This window comes from uncultured Paraglaciecola sp., from assembly GCF_937123705.1.
Taxonomy (GTDB): Bacteria; Pseudomonadota; Gammaproteobacteria; order Enterobacterales; family Alteromonadaceae; genus Paraglaciecola.
Window position 1 is genome coordinate 23,432 of sequence record NZ_CAKZKO010000032.1, and the last position, 19,212, is coordinate 42,643.

A 19,212-nucleotide genomic window follows, 5' to 3' on the forward strand; every position below is an offset into this window, starting at 1 on the left:
GCGCCTTAAAAAGTAATAAAAAAGGGCAGCAATCGCTACCCTTTTGAGCCAAAACCGTTTTCTTAGCTGGCTTTAGCAGGCATTAACCCACGGTTGATATCAACCAAATCTTGTTCTGTAAGATTTCCTGAAGCCCGCTTCAGGTTTAAAATTGCAGTGATAAAATCATAACGCGCACCGGCTAGGCGTTGTCTCGCATCAAACTGATTTCTAGTGCTATTAAGCACATCCACTATGGTTCTGGTACCTACATCAAAACCTGCTTCAGTAGCCTTTAATGCACTATCGGCAGAAACAACGGCTTGTTTCAAAGCTCGAATAGTTGATGTAGCCGCAATCACATCATTATATGCAGCGCGCACTGAGCGAACAGTTGAACGATGTGTTAATTCTAAATTTTCACTGGCTGCCACGTAGCGATATCTGGCTTGCGCCGTTTGCGCGCTAACCGAGCCACCAGAGTAAATAGGTACATTTAAACTAATACCAATTGAATTCGAATCTGTTGCAGGAAAGTCATTACCTTCTGACTCTAAATCAACCCGTCCATAGTTTGCTGAAAGGGATAAAGTTGGAAGATGCCCAGCTTTTGCTGATGCAATGTCTTCCATTGCGATTTCCTTGGCAAGATTGCGTACCATTAGGTCTAGATTTTTTTCTTCAGCAATTTTAAGCCAATTATCAACGCCCTCTGGAGAAGGACGAGAAGCACTAAAGTTTTCTGTATTCAGTACCGAAATATTTTCATGATACTTACCGGTGATCTCACGCATTTGCTCTAAGCGTAACTCTACCGCATTTTCAGTAATAATTTCTTGAGCAACGGTGTTATCAAAGTTTGCTTGTGCTTCGTGCACATCGGTAATTGCCGTCAGGCCAACGTTAAAACGCTGCTTAGTTTGCTCTAACTGACGCTCAATGGCGCGCTTTTCTGCTTGTACAAAAGTCAAGCTGTCTTTCGCTCTAAGAATTGCCAAATAAGCCGCTGTTGTTCTAACAATCAGATCTTGTTTAGACAAGGCATAATTAGTATCGCTTTGCTGTGCTACCTTTTCGGCTCTATCCATTGCCAACCAGTTTTTGCGATCATACAGCGACATTCTTAAATCTAAATCCATATTCAGCGCGGTAGAATCTTGGCTAAAGTTACCGTAGATCAATGGTGCATCCGGATTTTCTTCTGTAGGACCTGATATAGGCTGATTAGACTCTCTGCTGCTATCGCTATAACTTACCGAACCAGAAATTTGCGGTAATAAGCTGGCTCTACTAAGAGATATTCCTTCAAAAGCGGCATTTCTATCTGCTTTTGCGCGGTTAATAGTAGGGTCTTTCTCAACAGCCATTTGATAAACTTGGTAGAGGTCGTCTGCCTGCACCGATGCAGTAAGCCCCACGCTGATCAATAGCGACAAAAATGTTTTTTTCATTGGTAGTCCTATGTTGTTCCTAATCCGATTTTAGCCCTGTACTAAATTAAGTAGCTCGCCTAGCCGAATACAATTTTAGTATGTATGGGTAAAGTCTAAGCAAATCAAGTGCTAACTAACAATACTTTGTGGTAACACCAAGGGCTCAAGTGTAACAGAATATTATGAATTAGCAGACAATAAGCGTATCTGCATATGAAACCTCATTATGCTAGGATTACGCTCTTAAAGCGTTCAAGGTATTTGTCACTATTTACAGTTAATCAACGGAGAGCCATTTGTCTAAAAAGCTGCAATCAACACAACAATTTTCAGCCAATGATGTGCAAGTTCTAGATAAAAAAACCTTATACCAAGGTTTTTTTAAAATGGTGAAATATGGATTCAAACATAAGTTGTTTGCAGGTGGTTGGAGTGATCGAGTAGAACGAGAAATTTTTGAACGAGGCCACGCCGTTGCAGTTTTACCTTTCGACCCTGTACTAGATGAGTTTGTGATGATTGAACAAATCCGCATTGGGGCGTTACCCACATCCTCTACGCCTTGGTTACTGGAAGTAGTAGCGGGCATTATTGACGAAGGCGAAACGCCAGAAGAAGTATGTCACCGCGAGACTAAAGAAGAGGCGGGTCTCGAAATTCAAAAATTACACAAGGCCTTGAGCTACTTAGCCAGTCCAGGTGGCACCTCTGAACGCTTGCATATTTATGTGGCCTTAGTCGATGCCAGCAAAGCCACTGGGGTGCACGGTTTAGACCATGAAAGTGAAGATATTTTGGTTCACAGAGTATCCTCAAAAAGAGCGTTTGATTGGATTAACCAAGGCAAAATCGACAATGCTGCCACCCTGATTGCGCTACAATGGTTCTCTATGAATAAACAACAGGTATTGGAAAACTGGGCAAATGACTAGAGAGATAGGCCGTAAATATGTTCCTAAGTTGGCTAACATGCATCAGGTGTGTGATCTTAACTATGGACGATTATTAAGGTTGCTGCCTGATTGCGATACCCTAGATTTAGAGTATCAATTTAAGTTTAATGCCAGTTTATCTTATGTTATTAAAATACTTGAGTGTAGTCGTTATACCAGCACCTTAGAAATGTCTCAGAAAACTCAATTGGGTTATGAATTTCTGCGGCCAGTAGTACAAGTTAGATTGTATCATGATGCAAAAATGGCAGAAGTGATCAGCGCGCAAAATATCGGCTCGTTAAAACCCAGCTACCAATACCCCAACACTAAGATGTACCAGAAAAACGAAAAAGAAATGGTGAATATGTTTTTAGGTGAATGGCTGCAATTTTGCTTGATTCAAAACGAACAGTTACACCCCTCAGAAGCCTAAGTTACAGCCATAAATGAAAGTCATCCAAATTTCAGATTGCCATTTATTTACGGATATTAATAAAATTGGTTACAACCATATTAACCCTTGGCAAAGTCTAAAACGCATTTTAACTGAGGTAAGCAGCGAGCGCCCAGAGGTATTGTTAGTCACAGGCGACATCAGTGGCGATGGTTCCTTACAAAGTTACCAACATTTTTCTCGATTACTTCACGAAGCTAATCTGAATTGCCAGATAGGTATTATCCCCGGCAACCACGACAACCAAACCTATATGCAGATATGTATTTGTAGAGATTATCTATGGCTGAACAAGCCACAACTTCAATTACCAAACCAATGGCATGTTCATCTACTCAACACCCAACACCAAGCCACAAAAGGTCAGATATCACCAGAAAGCCTTACATCACTAAGTAAGTATGTAAACACTCACTCTGATGATTACCATTTAGTAACAGCACATCACCATCCTATTTTCTGTGGCGGTTGGATGGATACACACGAATGGATAAATCGCCAAGCATTTAATGCTGTAGTGGCTAAATATCCGGCCATAAAAGGCGTGGCATATGGCCATATTCATATGGCCATAGAACAGCACCAAAATCACTGTTTATATATGGCTTGCCCCGCAACCTGCTGGCAGTTTGCCAACCAAGAATACTTTGCTATAGAGGATTTAATGCCGGGTTTTAGGGTGATTAAACTTCTGGAAGATGGTCAAATAAACACTTCAACTCAGCGACTTACAAGGCACACTTCATTTTGCAATACGTGATTATTTATTTACATGGTTTTCTAAGCTCATCCCAATCACTGAAAGCGGCACAAACTTTAGAGTTTGTAAGGGCTAACTATCCAGATTTAACAATAGAAGTACCGCAGCTTCCTAATTACCCACAAAATGCCGCCACAATTATCGAACAACTTGTTGCTAAGCATAAAGGTAAAAAACTGCGCTTTATTGGCAGTTCATTAGGCGGATATTTATCAACGTTTATGGTGGAAAAACATTCAGGTAAGGCGGTACTGATCAACCCAGCAGTGCGGCCTTTTGAGTTATTAGTAGATTTTTTAGGTGAACATGTTAATCCCTATACCCAAGAAGCGTTCTTATTAGAAAACAATCATGTAGACGAACTGCGTCAACTAGATACCCCTTCTTTAAAAGCCCATTCTGATTATTGGGTATTATTACAAACCGCCGATGAAACCTTGGACTATCGCCAAGCCGAAAATAAATATCAAAACTATAAACTGACCATCGAACAAGGTGGCGATCACAGTTTTCAAGATTTTCAGCGATTCTTACCAGATATTTTTAGGTTTCTACTGCAAGACTAATTGAAGCTTGGTATAACATAGGTCTTGATGGCAGATACCCTAATATCATTCAAATAATAAGAGCTCTGATTACCCACTATGTCAAATCAATATAACGCAGATGCTATTGAAGTATTGAACGGCTTAGAGCCGGTTCAACGCCGCCCTGGTATGTATACCGATACCACCCGCCCTAACCATTTAAGCCAAGAAGTGATTGATAACAGTGTAGATGAAGCCCTAGGCGGCTTCGCCACCTCAATTAAGGTGGTATTACACAGCGACCAATCACTGGAAGTCACAGACGATGGCCGTGGCATGCCGGTGGATATTCATCCGGAAGAAGGGATTTCTGGGGTAGAACTTATCATGACTAAACTGCATGCAGGCGGAAAGTTTTCTAATAAAAACTACCAGTTTTCAGGTGGTTTGCATGGTGTAGGTATATCTGTGGTGAATGCCTTATCAAAACGCGTAGAAGTCACTATTCGCCGTGATGCTAAAGTGCATAAAATTGCCTTTGAAAACGGCGATAAAGTACAAGAATTGGAAGTGATTGATAGCTGCGGCAAACGCAATACAGGTACCCAAGTGCACTTTTGGCCAGACCCAATATATTTTGATTCGGGCAAGTTTTCTGTCACTAAACTTTTGCATGTATTACGGGCCAAAGCCGTGTTGTGCCCGGGTTTGCGCATCCGATTTGACAATAAGATTAACAATGAAACCACTGAATGGTATTTCGAAGATGGCTTGCGGGATTATTTACACCAATCACTGAATGACTATGTCACTTTGCCAGATGACACCCCATTTGTAGGGTCAATATCGGGCAATACGGAAGCCGCAGACTGGGCAGTAATGTGGCTGCCAGAAGGCGGCGAAATGGTCACTGAGAGCTACGTAAATCTTATCCCAACTGCACAAGGCGGTACCCACGTCAACGGTTTACGTCAGGGGCTATTAGAGTCGATGCGCGAGTTTTGTGAATTCCGTAATTTAATGCCCCGAGGCGTTAAACTTACCCCCGAAGATATATGGGATAGATGTAGTTATGTGTTATCGACTAAGATGCAAGATCCCCAATTTGCAGGGCAAATAAAAGAACGTCTATCTTCCCGTCAAGCAGCGGCATTTGTGTCAGGCGTGGTAAAAGATGCTTTTAGTTTATGGCTCAATCAACACACAGACGTAGCTGAGCTTTTGGCCGAGATGTGTATAAACAATGCCCAAACGCGGTTACGTCAAAGTAAAAAAGTGGCCCGTAAAAAGGTCACACAAGGCCCAGCCTTACCCGGCAAACTCACCGATTGCTCAACCCAAGACAGCAGCCGCTCAGAACTGTTTTTAGTAGAAGGTGACTCAGCAGGAGGCTCAGCGAAACAAGCCAGAGACCGCGAATATCAAGCGATTATGCCACTGCGAGGCAAGATCCTAAACAGCTGGGAAGTCGACTCTTCTCAAGTATTAGCCTCCCAAGAAATCCATGATATTTCAGTGGCTTTAGGGATCGATCCCGATTCGGATGATTTAAGTGGTCTTAGGTACGATAAAATCTGCATATTAGCCGATGCCGACTCAGATGGACTCCACATCGCCACGCTTTTGTGCGCCCTTTTTGTTAAACATTTCAGAACCTTAGTCAACACCGGCCATGTGTATGTGGCCATGCCGCCACTATTTAGAATCGATATAGGCAAGGAAGTCTTTTACGCCTTAGACGAAGGCGAAAAAGAAGGCATATTAGACCGCATAGTCGCCGAGAAAAAACGCGGCAAGGTCAACGTACAACGCTTCAAAGGCCTAGGTGAAATGAATCCGCTACAACTGCGCGAAACCACCATGGATCCTAACACCCGCCGTTTGGTACAATTAATGGTAGATGACGCCGAGCAAATGTTAGAAATAATGGATATGTTACTTGCCAAAAAACGCGCCCCAGACCGCAAACAATGGCTAGAATCCAAGGGAAATATGGCGGTTGTTTAGTTATTAATTTTTAACTACAAGATAGCTAGACCATAGCCCCTGATTGGAAACCAAATTGGCCAGACTATTTAAATTTATTGGAGTTTTACTACTGCTGATTGTACTCGCTGTTGTGGGACTTTTTGTGGTTGCAGTAGAGTCATATCCTGTTGTTGTTACAAGTAGTAGTGAACAAGTTGATCAAGCTGAATCAGTAAAAACACTGATGAAACAGCTCAAGGCGAGTATTAGAAACAGAACCCACAGGCAGAACATCTACATTAGCCAAGCGCATTTAAACAGCTTAGTGGGTTTTGCGCAGCGCGCTCACGGTAAAATTAATGGCCAAGTGTATATCGATTCGCAGTCAACCCGTGTTTTGGCGAGTTATCATTTGCCCAACAACCCTGTTGGACACTACCTTAATATAGATATTATGCTATCGCCTGGTGCGGGTATTAAGGTTGACCATGTAAAGATTGGTCCAATAATTATTCCCGGAGATTTGGCCTTGGGCAGTCTCATTTATCTCGCTAACTGGTATACCGAAAGTGATATCGCTAGTCAATTTGTTGAGCAAGTAGAGTCTGTTGCTATGACTGACGGCCAAATTCAATTGTCTATAAAACCGCTGGACAAGTTTCTTAAAGAACTAAATGATGTCAAACAAGGTGTAGGCGGAGGGAGTGACGAAAAAACACGTATCAGAACGGCATATTACTTGAAGCAACTCTCTTTGTTGGGCGTAGGTAAAAGATCGAGTCCGCAATCTTTGGCTGAGTATATTGGACCTGTTTTTAGTTGGGCAAAAGACCGTTCGGATGATGAAACAGCTGCCAAAGAGAACGAAGCGGCTATTATGGCCTTGGCCATATTTGCAGGGCATCATAGATTTGCCAATTTAGTGGGAGATGTTCAACCACTAAAAAGCAGAGCAGTACGGCCCAATTTCAAGCCTAGGTTAAAAAATCGAACCGATCTTAATCAACATTTTATTTTTTCTGCTGCTATAAAAATACTATCCGAGCAAGGTTTAAGTTTAGCCATAGGTGAGTTTAAAGAGTTGATGGATAGAAGTGACGATGGTAGCGGTTTTAGTTTCGTTGATTTAGCCGCCGACTTTGCTGGCGTGGCATTTGCTGTTTCAGCTACAAACCCTGCCAGTGCTCGTTCGGTGCAGAACATATTAGCTGATAGTTCTAACGAACAACTGTTTTTTCCAGTTACTGAGGACTTGCCAGAAGGCTTGAGTAAAAACGAATTTAGCCAACAGTTTTTTGAAGTAGACAGCCCTGAATACTTAAGAATGGTGGGCAAAATCAATCAAAGAATTGCTGAACTACCTATACATCAATCACCCTAAAAGCGGCTGCTTGTCTATTTTCTAGCAGTTTTCTGAAATTGCTCTAAGGTGGTTAACATCAATTCAATTTTCTTAACCATTGCTGGCAATTGTAGTTTAATGGCCTCTTGAGTGTTTGTTTCTAAAGCCAGTACTTCCTTGGCAAGCTCTTCGACATAAGGCTTGAATAATCGACTACTAGTGGTAAATCCCGCTTCTTCAGCGAAAATTGCACTAAATTTACCTTTGCCATCATGTTGTAAGTGGCTAATAATTTGATCTGCATCGATTGATTTTCGATAGATAACTTGAATATTTTCGCTGAGAGATTGAATAATTGAGTTCATAGCTAAAGTTTTACTTAAGGTGGCCGATATAGATTTGATGCGGGCGATTTTGCCCGTTTTTGTACTCTGCTACAAGTATTAAGGAGCACTGTATGGATATATCAGGAGCAAGTTCAGTTGGTTCGCAGCTTGAAATTAAGTCTCTACAACTTGCTAAATCACAGCAAAAAGTAGAGGGTCAAGCGACACTAGAACTACTAGAAGCAGCTGAAGCCCCTAAAGTTTCATCTGCCAACTCAGCCATTGGGTCTAATGTCGACACTTTTGCTTAAGTTACGGATGAAGCTGTAAATCAAGTGGCGTTTTGCCGGGCTGCCCGCCTATTTCTCGCACGAGTTTAGGCACCAGATAGCCCGGCTGACGTTTTATCAGCTCTCTCATCAGTTCTGTTGCCTGCTTGTCTGGCAAGTCAAAATGCCCAGCGCCTTGTACTTTATCCAACACATGTAAGTAATAAGGCATCACGCCTATTGCAAACAATGCTTCGTTTAAGGCGATTTGAGCGGTCACTGTATCGTTAATGCCTTTTAACAACACCGCCTGATTCAGTAATGTGACTCCCGCCTGTCTTAATTTTTGCATCGACCTTGCCAACGCATCATCAACCTCATTGGCATGATTTACGTGCAGCACCATTACAGGTTTTAGCCGAGATTGCGTAAACCATGTGATCAGCTCAGCCGTAACTCTAGACGGGATCACCACAGGTAAACGGGTGTGAATACGTAATCGTTTGATATGCGGTATGGCTTCAATCTGCGCAGTCAACCAGGCTAAAAAATCATCTTTCGCCATCAGTGGATCGCCGCCAGAATAGATCACTTCGTCGATTTGCGGATTATCCGCAATATACTGCAATGCCTGCTGCCACTGCTGTTTGTTTAAATGGTTGTCGCTGTAAGGAAAATGCCGTCTAAAACAATAACGGCAATTAACTGCACAGCCGCCCCTCACTAATAGCAACAGACGATTTTGGTACTTGTGCAAGATACCCGGTTGCTGGTTATCTTGTTCTTGCAGCGGATCGTTTGAGAAACCTTGGGCGGATTGAAATTCGTTATGACTGGTAAACACTTGCATAAATAGAGGGTCTAGCGGATCGCCTTTACGCATCTTTGCAGCAAAAGGTCGAGGCACACGCATCGGGAAAAGTTGCCGTGCTTTGATGTCTTCTACGAAGTTTTCAGCGGGCAATTGTAAATATTTAAGCAAAGAAACAGGATCAGAAAAGCACATTGCCAGTTCTTTTTGCCAGTTACTCTCTACAGACAGCAGTTTTTTAGGTATTATTTGCGACAATTACAGACTCAGCATAGTTATATTACGGGGACACATGGCAAATTTCAGCACAAATGAGTTTAAAGCGGGCCTAAAGATAATGCTCGACGGCGAACCTTGCAACATTCTTGAGAATGAATTTGTAAAACCGGGTAAAGGCCAAGCCTTTAGCCGCGTAAAAATTCGCAAACTTATTTCAGGCAAAGTTATCGAAAAAACCTTTAAATCAGGTGAATCAGTTGAAGGGGCCGATGTAATCGACACCGAGTTAGCTTATTTATACGCCGACGGTGAATTCTGGCATTTTATGAATAACGACACCTTTGAACAAATAGCCGCCGATGAAAAAGCCGTAGGTGAAAACGTAAAATGGTTGGTAGAAAACGACACGTGCACTATCACACTATGGAACGGTGCGCCCATTGTTGTACAACCTGCTAATTTTGTTGAGTTAGCGATCACCGAAACCGATCCAGGCCTAAAAGGTGACACCGCAGGTACAGGCGGCAAACCCGCTACTTTATCTTCGGGTGCTGTGGTACGTGTGCCTTTATTTGTACAAGTAGGTGAAGTGATTAGAGTTGATACCCGTAGCGGTGAATATGTGTCACGAGCACAAAAATAATAAACATATTTGAAACCTAGAAAGCCCACGTATTAGTGGGCTTTTTTAATGGATAAAATAGCGAAATCCCATGCAAACAGAAAACTGGCGACCCAGTGCCTCAATCGAGGTATTAAAACAGCGCGCCATAATACTGCAAAAAATCCGGCAGTTTTTTACCGAGCGTGAAGTGTTAGAAGTAGACACGCCGGCACTGAGTCATGCCACAGTGACTGATGAGCACTTACATTCTTTTGCCACTGAATTTACCCACCCCTTTGCTACGCAAACAAGCACCTTGTATATGCAAACCTCACCAGAATTTGCCATGAAGAGACTGTTAAGCGCAGGTAGTGGTGCGATTTATCAAATATGTAAGTCTTTTAGAAACGAAGAGGCAGGCCGTTTTCACAACCCTGAGTTCACTATGCTCGAGTGGTATAGGCCGGGTTTCAATCACCACCAGCTAATGAGCGAAATTAACGAATTAATGCAGCTAGTTGTGGGATGTGAAAAGGCAGACTCAGTGACCTATCAAAACGTATTCAAACAATATCTTGATTGCGACCCCTTAGTGGCAAGTTTGAGCGAACTTAGAACTTTGGCTGGGCGCTGCGGCTATCAGGAACTGGCCGCCACTGAAAACAGCAAAGACACCTTACTTATGCTGTTATTTAGTCAAGAGATTGAACCAAAAATCGGTCAACAGCGCCCCTGTTTTGTTATGGACTTTCCGGCCAGCCAAGCGGCATTGGCAAAAATAAGTGACGCTAACCCGCTAGTAGCCGAACGTTTTGAATTGTATTTTAAAGGCATAGAGTTAGCGAATGGGTTTCATGAGTTAACCGATGGCGCTGAGCAACAAAGACGTTTTCAGCAGGATAATAGCAAACGTCAAAATGCTGGACTTCATACCATGCCTATAGACCACAATTTTTTAGGCGCCATTAACTATGGCTTACCGCGATGCGCTGGGGTGGCTTTAGGTATTGATAGGCTGTTAATGTTGGCATTAAACTGCACACACATCGAGCAAGTGATTGCCTTTGAAAATAGTCGCGCGTAACGCAACCGTTCATCCAGCTTAAATAATTGCAGGTTTCAGGCACAATAAAAGGTAGTGAAAAGTTTATGTCAAATATACAACCTAACATGCTGCAACAAGAATGGTGCACCCTACAAAATCAATACGACAGTTATGAAAAATGCTCTTTAGCCATCAAATTGTTTAATATTTTGATCTGCTGTTATTTCGCATTTGCCCACAACGCAGGTATGTGGACTGCGGTGATTGCTGCCATTGTGTGGTTACAAGATGGCATTTGGAAAACCTTTCAAAGCAGAATTGGGCAACGTCTTGAAGTAGTCGAGCAGCAAATTCAAGACAGCTTCGATTCAGATGTCGCTCAAGCAACGACAGTTGCGATGCAATTTAACCTTGCATGGCGTGATGCAAGGCCAAGCGCACTGGGGTTGATTAGCGACTATGTTAAACAATCTTTAAAACCGACCGTTGCCTACCCCCATGTGGTATTAATTGGTTTGGTGCTACTTCAGCAGTTTTGTTTATGAATAATTCAACGACCTTAGACACATCTCACTTAACCACTTCCAACATAAAGTTACGAAAACTAACCCTTAAAGATGCCGAGTTTATTTTGCAGTTGATGAATGATCCGGATTGCCTAAGATACATCGGCGATCGCGGCATCAAAAACATCGAAGACGCCCAAAAGTACATTCAGCAAGGTCCGCAAAAAATGTATCAGCAAGATGCTATCGGCTTGTTAGTTGTTGAATCTTTGGTTGACGGCAACGCCATGGGATTATGCGGGCTGTTAAAACGCCCTGAATTGCCGATACCCGACCTAGGATTTGCGCTTCTTCCCGCCTACCGCAAACAAGGTGTTATTTCGGCTGCAGCGCAGTTGGTGTTAAATGACGCAGCAAAACGAAAAGTCACTCCAAAGGTATTAGCGCTTACCTCACTTGATAATGAAAAGTCGATTAACCTTTTAGGTCATTTTGGCTTCGTTTTTAAAGAAATTGTCGACTTAAAAAATAACGGTGACAAAACCAAATTATTTGAGTTGCCACTTAATTTTTAGATTAAGCGGGTGGCAAAACGATCACTTTTAATAACACCACTTGCTCAACCGGCACATCTTGCCAACCATAAGTAGGGTCAAAATCGGTTTTCACTTCGACCATTTTATCCAACACTTCATAACCTTCAACAACCGAACCAAATACTGTGTAGCCCCAGTTTCTACCGGGATCTAGGCTATCGTTATTGCTCATATTAAAGAAAAACTGGCGCGTGGCTGAGTGCGGATCGTCTTGCCTTGCCATGGTGATGTTGTACATCTGATTTTTTAAACCATTACCAGATTCATTGAAAATTTTTCCAAAGGCTGGTTTTTCAACAAAATTCTTATCAAAACCGCCACCCTGCACCACAAAGTCAGGCACGATGCGATGAAAAATAGTGTCCTCGTAGCTACGTTTATCCACATAGCGTAAAAAATTATTCACCGTAATAGGCGCGCGGGAACGGTCAAGTTCAACAATGATATCGCCCATGCTAGTGACCATTTTCACCCTAGGGTAATAATTGTCGGGCTGAATTTGCGAGCCATCATCTTTGGCTTTGGCAAAGACCAAACTTGAGGCGAGAGTGATATAAACAACCAATAGTGTTTTTAACATGGTGATATTCCTAAGTGTTACGATTTTGTCACAGACAAAATACTGAATTTTTGATTGGTTGCAACTGTTGTGGTGCTGCCAAAAAGTCTTTTCAATTTCTTTGGATAATCTAAGTGGCGATTACCCACCACAAACAATTGTCCACCTTTTTTAAGTACCGATTGGGCATCGTTGAACATCTGCCACGCGATATGATCGGTAATGGTATTTTGTTGGTGAAAAGGGGGATTACATAGGATTATATCCACCTCTGAAAATTTAGATTTTTCAGTAAAGTCATCTAAACAATTATTCACTATAAACTCAGCATGCTGCTCTTGCTCGGGTAAATTGCTCAATAGGTTTTGTTTTGCCGAAGCAATGGCCATATAAGACTCGTCAATAAAGAGCACATTAGCCTCTGGGTATTTTTTTAGCACATGCAGCCCTAACACTCCATTGCCACAGCCCAGATCTATAACGCTTTTGTTGTTTAAATTGGGTAACTTAGGCAACTGCTCAAGCATAAACCTTGCACCAATATCCAACTGTTGACGAGCAAATACATTCGCCAAATTACTAATTTCAAATTTGGGTTTATTGGTAGACCAAATGGTTGGATACGGACTTTTATGGGATTTGTCGCCACTCGGCTTACAAAAAATCAGTCGTGCTTTTTTCTTAGCTAGTGAGGTAGTGGTAGCCCCTAGGTATTTTTCGAACAAGGCCAAAGTCGATTTTTGGATTAAGTTAGCTTTGCCCGCTGCAATCACTTGGGTACTGGCTGTCACTCTTGCTTGTAAGTCAATTAACTGTTGCTCTAACAAAGCAGTGGTTTTGGGGATTTTAATTAACACCAGTTCAGTTGGTGAGTCGATTTTAGTGACGGAATCAAAAAATGTGACTGACTCTATCTCAATGTTATTTTGTTGCAGATTAAGCAAACAAGATTGTTTAGCTACGTAAGAATCGCTTACCCACAAAGGTTTTGATTCAGAAAACCAGCAAGCCAAAGCGCCAAAATCGTCATTGTAAATACTCAGTGAGTGCACCTGTAGATCTTGAATATTTTGTTCAACATATTCAATCAGGTACTCATCGGCCGCATCCCATGCTTGCCAACTCGGGTGTTGTAAGTTTTGCGGGTATCTAACTAACTGCAAATTTCTGTCTAAGAGGGTTAAACTGGTGTTCATTTTTGTCCGGATTAATAAGTGTTATGCAACAGTCTTTATTTGAATCACATTATGATAACACGCCATTAGTTCTGGATATGCCAGATGCCACCCTAAAATATTACCCCAATTTTATTGCCCCCAAACCGGCCACACTATTGATGCTGCGTTTAAAACAGCAACTAGCATGGCGGCAGGAGCAAATTTGTATATATGGTAAATCCCATAAGGTACCAAGATTGCAAGCTTGGTATGGTGATAAAGATGCAAAGTACCAATACTCAAATTTAGCATTGCACCCTTTACCTTGGCACAGCGATTTACTCGCACTTAAACAAAAGTGTGAAGCCCTTAGTAAACAAAGTTTTAATTCAGTTTTGGCCAACTTATATCGCAATGGTAATGACAGCATGGGCCGCCATGCCGATAATGAACCAGAACTGGGCCAGCAACCCACTATTGCCTCCTTAAGTTTTGGCGAATCAAGAAATTTAGATTTTTATCACAATACAAGCAAACAAAAAGTAAGATTACCTTTAGATAATGGCAGCCTATTACTTATGAGTGGCGATACTCAAACACACTGGCAGCATGGTATTGCAAAGGTCAAAAAAATAATTGCCCCACGCATAAACCTTACTTTTCGATTTGTACATCAACATAAAAATATTACCAACTATCAATAAGTTATCGCCTTAAGTAACAAATTCATTGAATGCATAATATTTTGTTTTAGTTTTAAAGCTAAAATACAGGGAATAGAAGTAAACACAGTTAGCTGTAGAGACACATAATGAATATTCAAAATAACATCGAAAAAAAGTTACTGAATCATTTTAATCCGCAACATTTAGAAGTCATTAATGAAAGTGATATGCATAATGTACCGCCAGGCTCAGAAAGCCACTTTAAAGTGGTGATCGTAGCTGATAATTTTGATGGCGAGCGTTTGATAAAACGTCACAGAGCAGTTAATTCGGTATTAAAAGAAGAGCTCGCAGACGACATCCACGCTTTAGCTTTACACACCTATACCCAACACGAGTGGCAAAATTTGTTTGGTGAGTTTCCCACCTCACCCAATTGTTTAGGTGGATCCAAACAAACCGCTTGATCAAGTATGTGACTACGCACATTAACAGCTGTTTGTGTGCGACGACTTTGCAACCCTTTCATTTATCTTCAATTTTTGTTAAAAAACAAAGCAATACTAGACTTTGTAATTTCTACAAAATCTTTACTAATAACAATAAGAAATCATTATGCTGCTAAAGCACGCCACTTTTTGGCAGAAAAAAATTGATTCATTTCATCACAAGCTATGTCAGTTAGTCAGTTGGTTTACCTTGCTTATGGTGTTGCTTACATTTCTCATTGTGATCCTCAGATACGGCTTTAACTTGGGTTGGATAGCCATGCAAGAGTCGGTGATGTACTTGCATGCTATGGTGTTTTTGTTGGGCGCCGCCCACACCTTGCGTGCTAACGAACATGTGCGAGTGGATATTTTTTATCGTCGCTTTAGTCCCAAAAAACAAGCTAAGGTGGATATCTTTGGTAGCTTGTTTTTGCTGTTACCCGTTAATATTTATATTTTTTTCATAAGTATCGAATATGTGCTGCGCTCATGGCGTATTATGGAAGCGTCCCAAGAGGCAGGAGGCTTACCAGCAGTCTTCATTTTAAAAACCTTAATATTGATATTTGCATTGACTATGCTGCTCCAAGGCATAGCTGAAGTCATTGGAAATATTCTGCGACTCTCGTCAAATACAAACAACACTATAGCTGAGGGTAGCTAATGGAATATATCTCCCTAGTGATGTTTGTAGTTGTCTGTTTAGTCTTGTTACTGGGCTATCCCGTTGCTTATTCTCTGGCAGGTACAGCCCTTATTTTTGCCGGTGTAGGAGCTTTTTTTGGGGTTTTCGACACTTCTTATTTACAGGCCGTTCCTAGTCGCTTGTTTGGCATAGTATCTAATCAAACCTTAATTGCCGTGCCCTTATTTGTGTTTATGGGGGTAATGTTAGAGAAATCCCGCATTGCTGAAAACCTGTTGCTGGCCATGGAGCAAGTATTAGGTCGACTAAAATCAGGATTAGCGGTGTCTGTGGTACTAGTAGGCATGTTGCTGGCGGCGAGTACCGGCATTGTAGGGGCAACAGTCGTAACTATGGGGTTGCTGTCATTGCCTACTATGTTGAAAAAAGGCTACTCCCCGTCATTTGCCTGCGGCGCAATATGTGCAACCGGCACATTAGGTCAGATTATCCCCCCCTCTATTGCCTTGGTGTTATTGGGTGATGTGTTATCGAGTGCCTTTCAACAAGCGCAGCTCAATATAGGTATCTTTTCGCCAGAGTCTGTTTCTGTTGCCGATCTATTTGTTGGGGCTTTGGTACCGGGTGCTATTTTGGTGGCAATGTATTTGATGTATGTGTTGCTGTTTGCTGGGCGGCAGATTGACCCAAGCATTGAACAAACAGAGCAGCAACCTGCTATTTCTGTGGGTACATTGGTTAGGGCATTATTCCCCCCTCTGATACTAATATTTATGGTATTGGGTTCAATATTGGCAGGTTTTGCAACTCCCACCGAAGCGGCGGGAGTTGGGGCTGCGGGCGCCTTGTTTTTAGCGCTTATCAACAACCAGCTTGACTTACCCAAGTTACAAGAAGTGATGATGTCTACCACCAAAGTCACCTCTATGGTGTTTTTGATTTTAATTGGAGCGTCGATTTTTTCCTTGGTTTTTCGCGGTTTTGGTGGTGAAGAACTCATTGAAGAATTATTTGCCAGCTTACCCGGCGGTGTATTTGCTGCTGTGCTGTTGGTGATGGTGGTTATTTTTCTACTGGGCTTTATTTTAGACTTTATTGAGATTACTTTTGTGGTAGTGCCCCTTGTTGCCCCAGTGTTGTTAGCCATGGGGGTTGATCCTATTTGGCTGGGGATCATGATAGCGGTTAACTTGCAAACCTCATTTTTAACCCCTCCATTTGGATTCGCGTTGTTTTATTTACGCGGGGTGGCGCCACCTGAAGTTAAAACCTCAGATATTTATAAGGGGGTTATACCCTTTATAATTATTCAACTATTGTTGTTAAGCTGTTTGGCAATTTGGCCTAATCTGGTAACTTGGTTACCGTCATTATTATAACGAGAATCTTTTTATGAAAAGACTACAACTTTGTGTTTTAGCAGCATTTAGTGTGTTGCTAGTATCTTGTGGTGAGCAATCAAGCGACACAACCACAACCCAAGCAAAGCAGCAGAATTACCAATGGAAACTAGTGACTTCTTGGCCGAAAAATTTCCCTGGCCTAGGCAAAGGCCCCGAGACTTTTGCCAAGCATGTTGAGCGTATGTCTAATGGCAGACTCAAGATAAAGGTATTTGGTGCAGGGCAAATGGTACCCGGCTTTGAAGTGTTTGATACAGTTTCAAGCGGTGCCGCCGAAATGGGTCATGCAGGCTCTTATTATTGGAAAGGCAAAGCCCCGGCTTCGCAAATTTTCACCGCTATTCCTTTTGGTATGAATGCCACAGAAATGAATGCATGGTTACATTATGGTGGCGGTTTGGAACTTTGGCGCGAAGTTTATGAACCCTTCAACTTAATTCCTTTTGCCGGTGGTAATTCTGGTATTCAAATGGCGGGGTGGTTTAAAAAAGAAGTCAACAGTGTAGCCGATCTCAAAGGTTTAAAAATGCGCATTCCAGGTTTAGGGGGCGAAGTACTTAAAAAGTTAGGCGGTATTCCCGTTGCCTTAACAGGTGGTGAACTATTTACTTCGTTGCAATCCGGTGCCATAGACGCCACAGAATGGGTTGGCCCCTATAACGACTTAGCCTTTGGATTTTACAAGGCGGCTAAATATTACTATTACTCTGGCTGGCACGAGCCTAGTGCTAATTTAGAGTTTATCGTTAATAAACAAGCCTATGAAGCACTACCAGACGATTTGCAAGCCATTATTGAAGTTGCCACTCGGGCAGTTAATCAAGATATGTGGGATGAATATACCGCGGCCAACAATGCCGCCATGCAAGCCTTAGTTGAAACCCATGGTGTAGATATGCGGCCATTACCTAAAGAAGTGATGCTGGCTTTAAAAAATGCTTCGGCTGAAGTCATGCAAGAGCAATCCGCTGCCGATCCGCTATTTAAAAAGGTCTATGGATCCTATCTCGACTTTCAAACTAAGGTGATGAAATACCATCATATATCAGAGTTTGAATATTATAAAAATCGTGCCAACAGCAACCAATAATTGGCTGCTGTTGCACCCTACTCCATTAAATATTTATTTTTATCAGCTGCTCAGATGTGTTTACGCCCTGACTAGCATTACAATGCGCTGAAATTTTTAATTAGGATCTATCTATGATTGTTAAGCCTAAGATTCGTGGCTTTATTTGTACCAATGCCCATCCAGTTGGATGCGTGGCCAGTGTTCAACAACAAATTGACTATGTAACGGCTCAGGGCCAACTAAACAATGCCCCTAAAAACGTCTTGGTTATTGGCAGTTCTACCGGCTATGGACTGGCTTCAAGAATAACCGCAGCCTTTGCAGGTGGTGCCAATACTTTAGGTGTGTGTTTTGAAAAACCGCCTACGGAGCGCAAAACCGGTACAGCTGGCTGGTATAACACCGCAGGGTTTCATGCCAAAGCGTCAGAAGCGGGCTTATACGCAAAAACCTTAAACGGTGATGCCTTTTCAAAAGAGCTCAAGCAGCAAGTTATCGACACCTTAAAAGCCGATATGGGCAAAGTCGATTTAGTGATCTATAGCCTTGCCTCACCTAGAAGAACCGATCCTGAAACAGGCGAAGTGTATAAATCCACGTTAAAACCTGTGGGTCAGTCTTATAAAACCAAGACTTACGATACCGACAAAGATCTTATTCATGATATTGCTCTTGATCCTGCCAATGAAGATGAGATTGCGCAAACCATTAAGGTAATGGGCGGTGAAGATTGGGAATTGTGGTTAGAAGCCTTAGGCGCCGCAGACCTTTTGGCTGATAACTGCAAAACCACAGCTTATACTTATGTGGGCAAAGAATTAACTTGGCCGATCTACGGACAAGCGACTATCGGCAAAGCCAAAGAAGATCTCGACAGAGCCGCAGCCTCTATCGTTAAATCTCAAGCGAGCAAAAACGTTCAGGCTTATGTGTCTTCATTAAAAGCCTTAGTCACCCAAGCGAGTTCGGCCATTCCGGTGATGCCTTTGTATATTTCACTTATTTATAAAGTGATGAAACAAGAAGGCACGCACCAAGGGTGTATCGAACAAATTTACGATTTGTTTACCGACAAATTAACCCAAGCCAAGCCAGAAGTGGACGCACTTGGGCGTTTGTATATGAATCACAAAGAAACCAACGATGCCACCCAAGCAAAGATCAAAGCCTTATGGGATCAAGTCACCCAAGAGAACTTTCATGAGCTAAGTGACTATGCGGGTTATCACCATGAGTTTTTGAAATTATTCGGTTTTGATGTAACAGGCGTTGATTACGATGCCGAAGTCGACACCCTAGCCGACTGGTAAACATCCCGAATTTGAGTTAACGGATTGTTAATATTTCTTTAAAATAAAAACCGCTTTACTGCGGTTTTTATTTTTCCGTAATCCAGTTCAGCATTTAAAGCCCCAATTCACTGTAAAACCACTAAAAACCCCAAA

Annotated in this window: 22 protein-coding genes; 17 read left to right on the forward strand and 5 right to left on the reverse strand. The window is 42.1% G+C overall.

Annotation, left to right across the window (positions count from 1 at the left end):
* Window positions 1–62 precede the first annotated feature (62 nt).
* Window positions 63–1,430 carry an outer membrane channel protein TolC gene (tolC, locus tag Q0688_RS04630; protein ID WP_299073635.1) on the reverse strand — a complete coding sequence of 456 codons (1,368 nt, stop codon included), beginning with the start codon at window positions 1,428–1,430 and terminating at the stop codon, window positions 63–65.
* Between the two features lie 278 nt (window positions 1,431–1,708).
* On the opposite strand from tolC, the gene nudF reads away from it, so the two are divergent.
* From nudF to Q0688_RS04660, 6 genes are all read left to right on the forward strand, one after another.
* On the forward strand, window positions 1,709–2,344 hold the full coding sequence (nudF, locus tag Q0688_RS04635; protein WP_299073637.1) for an ADP-ribose diphosphatase: 636 nt from the start codon (window positions 1,709–1,711) through the stop codon (window positions 2,342–2,344).
* Window positions 2,337–2,780 (forward strand): DUF1249 domain-containing protein, encoded by a 444-nt coding sequence (locus Q0688_RS04640; protein ID WP_299073639.1) that lies wholly within the window; start codon window positions 2,337–2,339, stop codon window positions 2,778–2,780. Before nudF ends, Q0688_RS04640 begins: the two co-directional genes overlap by 8 nt.
* Before the next feature lie 13 nt (window positions 2,781–2,793).
* Entirely contained in the window at window positions 2,794–3,561 is a 768-nt protein-coding gene (locus tag Q0688_RS04645) for a metallophosphoesterase (protein ID WP_299073641.1), read from the forward strand.
* Window positions 3,549–4,127 carry a YqiA/YcfP family alpha/beta fold hydrolase gene (locus tag Q0688_RS04650; protein WP_299073643.1) on the forward strand — a complete coding sequence of 193 codons (579 nt, stop codon included), beginning with the start codon at window positions 3,549–3,551 and terminating at the stop codon, window positions 4,125–4,127. Before Q0688_RS04645 ends, Q0688_RS04650 begins: the two co-directional genes overlap by 13 nt.
* A 78-nt stretch (window positions 4,128–4,205) precedes the next feature.
* Window positions 4,206–6,095 carry a DNA topoisomerase IV subunit B gene (gene parE / locus Q0688_RS04655; protein WP_299073645.1) on the forward strand — a complete coding sequence of 630 codons (1,890 nt, stop codon included), beginning with the start codon at window positions 4,206–4,208 and terminating at the stop codon, window positions 6,093–6,095.
* A 55-nt stretch (window positions 6,096–6,150) separates the two neighbouring features.
* Window positions 6,151–7,437: a hypothetical protein gene (locus Q0688_RS04660; RefSeq protein WP_299073647.1), complete on the forward strand. Its 1,287-nt coding sequence runs from the start codon at window positions 6,151–6,153 to the stop codon at window positions 7,435–7,437.
* Window positions 7,438–7,451: 14 nt separating this feature from the next.
* Here the strand turns inward: Q0688_RS04660 and Q0688_RS04665 are convergent, their stop codons facing one another.
* Window positions 7,452–7,763 (reverse strand): hypothetical protein, encoded by a 312-nt coding sequence (locus Q0688_RS04665; protein ID WP_299073649.1) that lies wholly within the window; start codon window positions 7,761–7,763, stop codon window positions 7,452–7,454.
* Window positions 7,764–7,855: 92 nt separating this feature from the next.
* Here Q0688_RS04665 and Q0688_RS04670 point away from each other — a divergent pair, with 92 nt between their 5' ends.
* Complete coding sequence (locus Q0688_RS04670) at window positions 7,856–8,035, forward strand: hypothetical protein (RefSeq protein ID WP_299073651.1); 180 nt, start codon at window positions 7,856–7,858, stop codon at window positions 8,033–8,035.
* Window position 8,036: 1 nt separating this feature from the next.
* Here the strand turns inward: Q0688_RS04670 and epmB are convergent, their stop codons facing one another.
* The gene (epmB, locus tag Q0688_RS04675; protein ID WP_299073654.1) at window positions 8,037–9,062 is read right to left on the reverse strand and encodes an EF-P beta-lysylation protein EpmB; all 1,026 of its coding nucleotides are present in this window, start codon (window positions 9,060–9,062) and stop codon (window positions 8,037–8,039) included.
* A gap of 34 nt (window positions 9,063–9,096) precedes the next feature.
* Here epmB and efp point away from each other — a divergent pair, with 34 nt between their 5' ends.
* The 4 genes from efp to Q0688_RS04695 all read left to right on the forward strand — a co-directional run bounded on the left by efp (window position 9,097) and on the right by Q0688_RS04695 (window position 11,753).
* The gene (efp, locus tag Q0688_RS04680; protein WP_299073656.1) at window positions 9,097–9,666 is read left to right on the forward strand and encodes an elongation factor P; all 570 of its coding nucleotides are present in this window, start codon (window positions 9,097–9,099) and stop codon (window positions 9,664–9,666) included.
* Window positions 9,667–9,736: 70 nt separating this feature from the next.
* The gene (gene epmA / locus Q0688_RS04685; protein WP_299073658.1) at window positions 9,737–10,711 is read left to right on the forward strand and encodes an elongation factor P--(R)-beta-lysine ligase; all 975 of its coding nucleotides are present in this window, start codon (window positions 9,737–9,739) and stop codon (window positions 10,709–10,711) included.
* Window positions 10,712–10,776: 65 nt separating this feature from the next.
* The gene (locus Q0688_RS04690; RefSeq protein WP_299073660.1) at window positions 10,777–11,217 is read left to right on the forward strand and encodes a hypothetical protein; all 441 of its coding nucleotides are present in this window, start codon (window positions 10,777–10,779) and stop codon (window positions 11,215–11,217) included.
* The gene (locus Q0688_RS04695) at window positions 11,214–11,753 is read left to right on the forward strand and encodes a GNAT family N-acetyltransferase (protein ID WP_299073662.1); all 540 of its coding nucleotides are present in this window, start codon (window positions 11,214–11,216) and stop codon (window positions 11,751–11,753) included. Before Q0688_RS04690 ends, Q0688_RS04695 begins: the two co-directional genes overlap by 4 nt.
* Window position 11,754: 1 nt before the next feature.
* On the opposite strand, the gene Q0688_RS04700 is transcribed toward Q0688_RS04695, so the two are convergent.
* Both Q0688_RS04700 and Q0688_RS04705 read right to left on the reverse strand, forming a co-directional pair.
* On the reverse strand, window positions 11,755–12,354 hold the full coding sequence (locus Q0688_RS04700; protein WP_299073664.1) for a peptidylprolyl isomerase: 600 nt from the start codon (window positions 12,352–12,354) through the stop codon (window positions 11,755–11,757).
* Window positions 12,355–12,371: 17 nt separating this feature from the next.
* A complete protein-coding gene (locus Q0688_RS04705; protein WP_299073666.1) occupies window positions 12,372–13,529 on the reverse strand; it encodes a methyltransferase in 1,158 nt (385 codons plus the stop codon).
* A gap of 23 nt (window positions 13,530–13,552) precedes the next feature.
* Between Q0688_RS04705 and Q0688_RS04710 the strand changes: the two genes are divergently transcribed.
* The 6 genes from Q0688_RS04710 to fabV all read left to right on the forward strand — a co-directional run bounded on the left by Q0688_RS04710 (window position 13,553) and on the right by fabV (window position 19,077).
* Window positions 13,553–14,194, forward strand: coding sequence for an alpha-ketoglutarate-dependent dioxygenase AlkB (locus Q0688_RS04710; protein WP_299073668.1), 642 nt, complete (start codon window positions 13,553–13,555; stop codon window positions 14,192–14,194).
* Between the two features lie 107 nt (window positions 14,195–14,301).
* Complete coding sequence (gene bolA, locus Q0688_RS04715) at window positions 14,302–14,622, forward strand: transcriptional regulator BolA (protein ID WP_299073670.1); 321 nt, start codon at window positions 14,302–14,304, stop codon at window positions 14,620–14,622.
* Between the two features lie 148 nt (window positions 14,623–14,770).
* Window positions 14,771–15,310 carry a TRAP transporter small permease subunit gene (locus Q0688_RS04720; protein ID WP_299073672.1) on the forward strand — a complete coding sequence of 180 codons (540 nt, stop codon included), beginning with the start codon at window positions 14,771–14,773 and terminating at the stop codon, window positions 15,308–15,310.
* On the forward strand, window positions 15,310–16,671 hold the full coding sequence (locus Q0688_RS04725) for a TRAP transporter large permease subunit (protein ID WP_299073674.1): 1,362 nt from the start codon (window positions 15,310–15,312) through the stop codon (window positions 16,669–16,671). The genes Q0688_RS04720 and Q0688_RS04725 overlap by 1 nt, the downstream gene beginning before the upstream one ends.
* Before the next feature lie 13 nt (window positions 16,672–16,684).
* Window positions 16,685–17,785, forward strand: a complete 1,101-nt coding sequence (locus Q0688_RS04730; protein WP_299073676.1) for a TRAP transporter substrate-binding protein — start codon at window positions 16,685–16,687, stop codon at window positions 17,783–17,785.
* Between the two features lie 113 nt (window positions 17,786–17,898).
* Window positions 17,899–19,077, forward strand: a complete 1,179-nt coding sequence (gene fabV, locus Q0688_RS04735; protein WP_299073678.1) for an enoyl-ACP reductase FabV — start codon at window positions 17,899–17,901, stop codon at window positions 19,075–19,077.
* Window positions 19,078–19,212 lie beyond the last annotated feature (135 nt).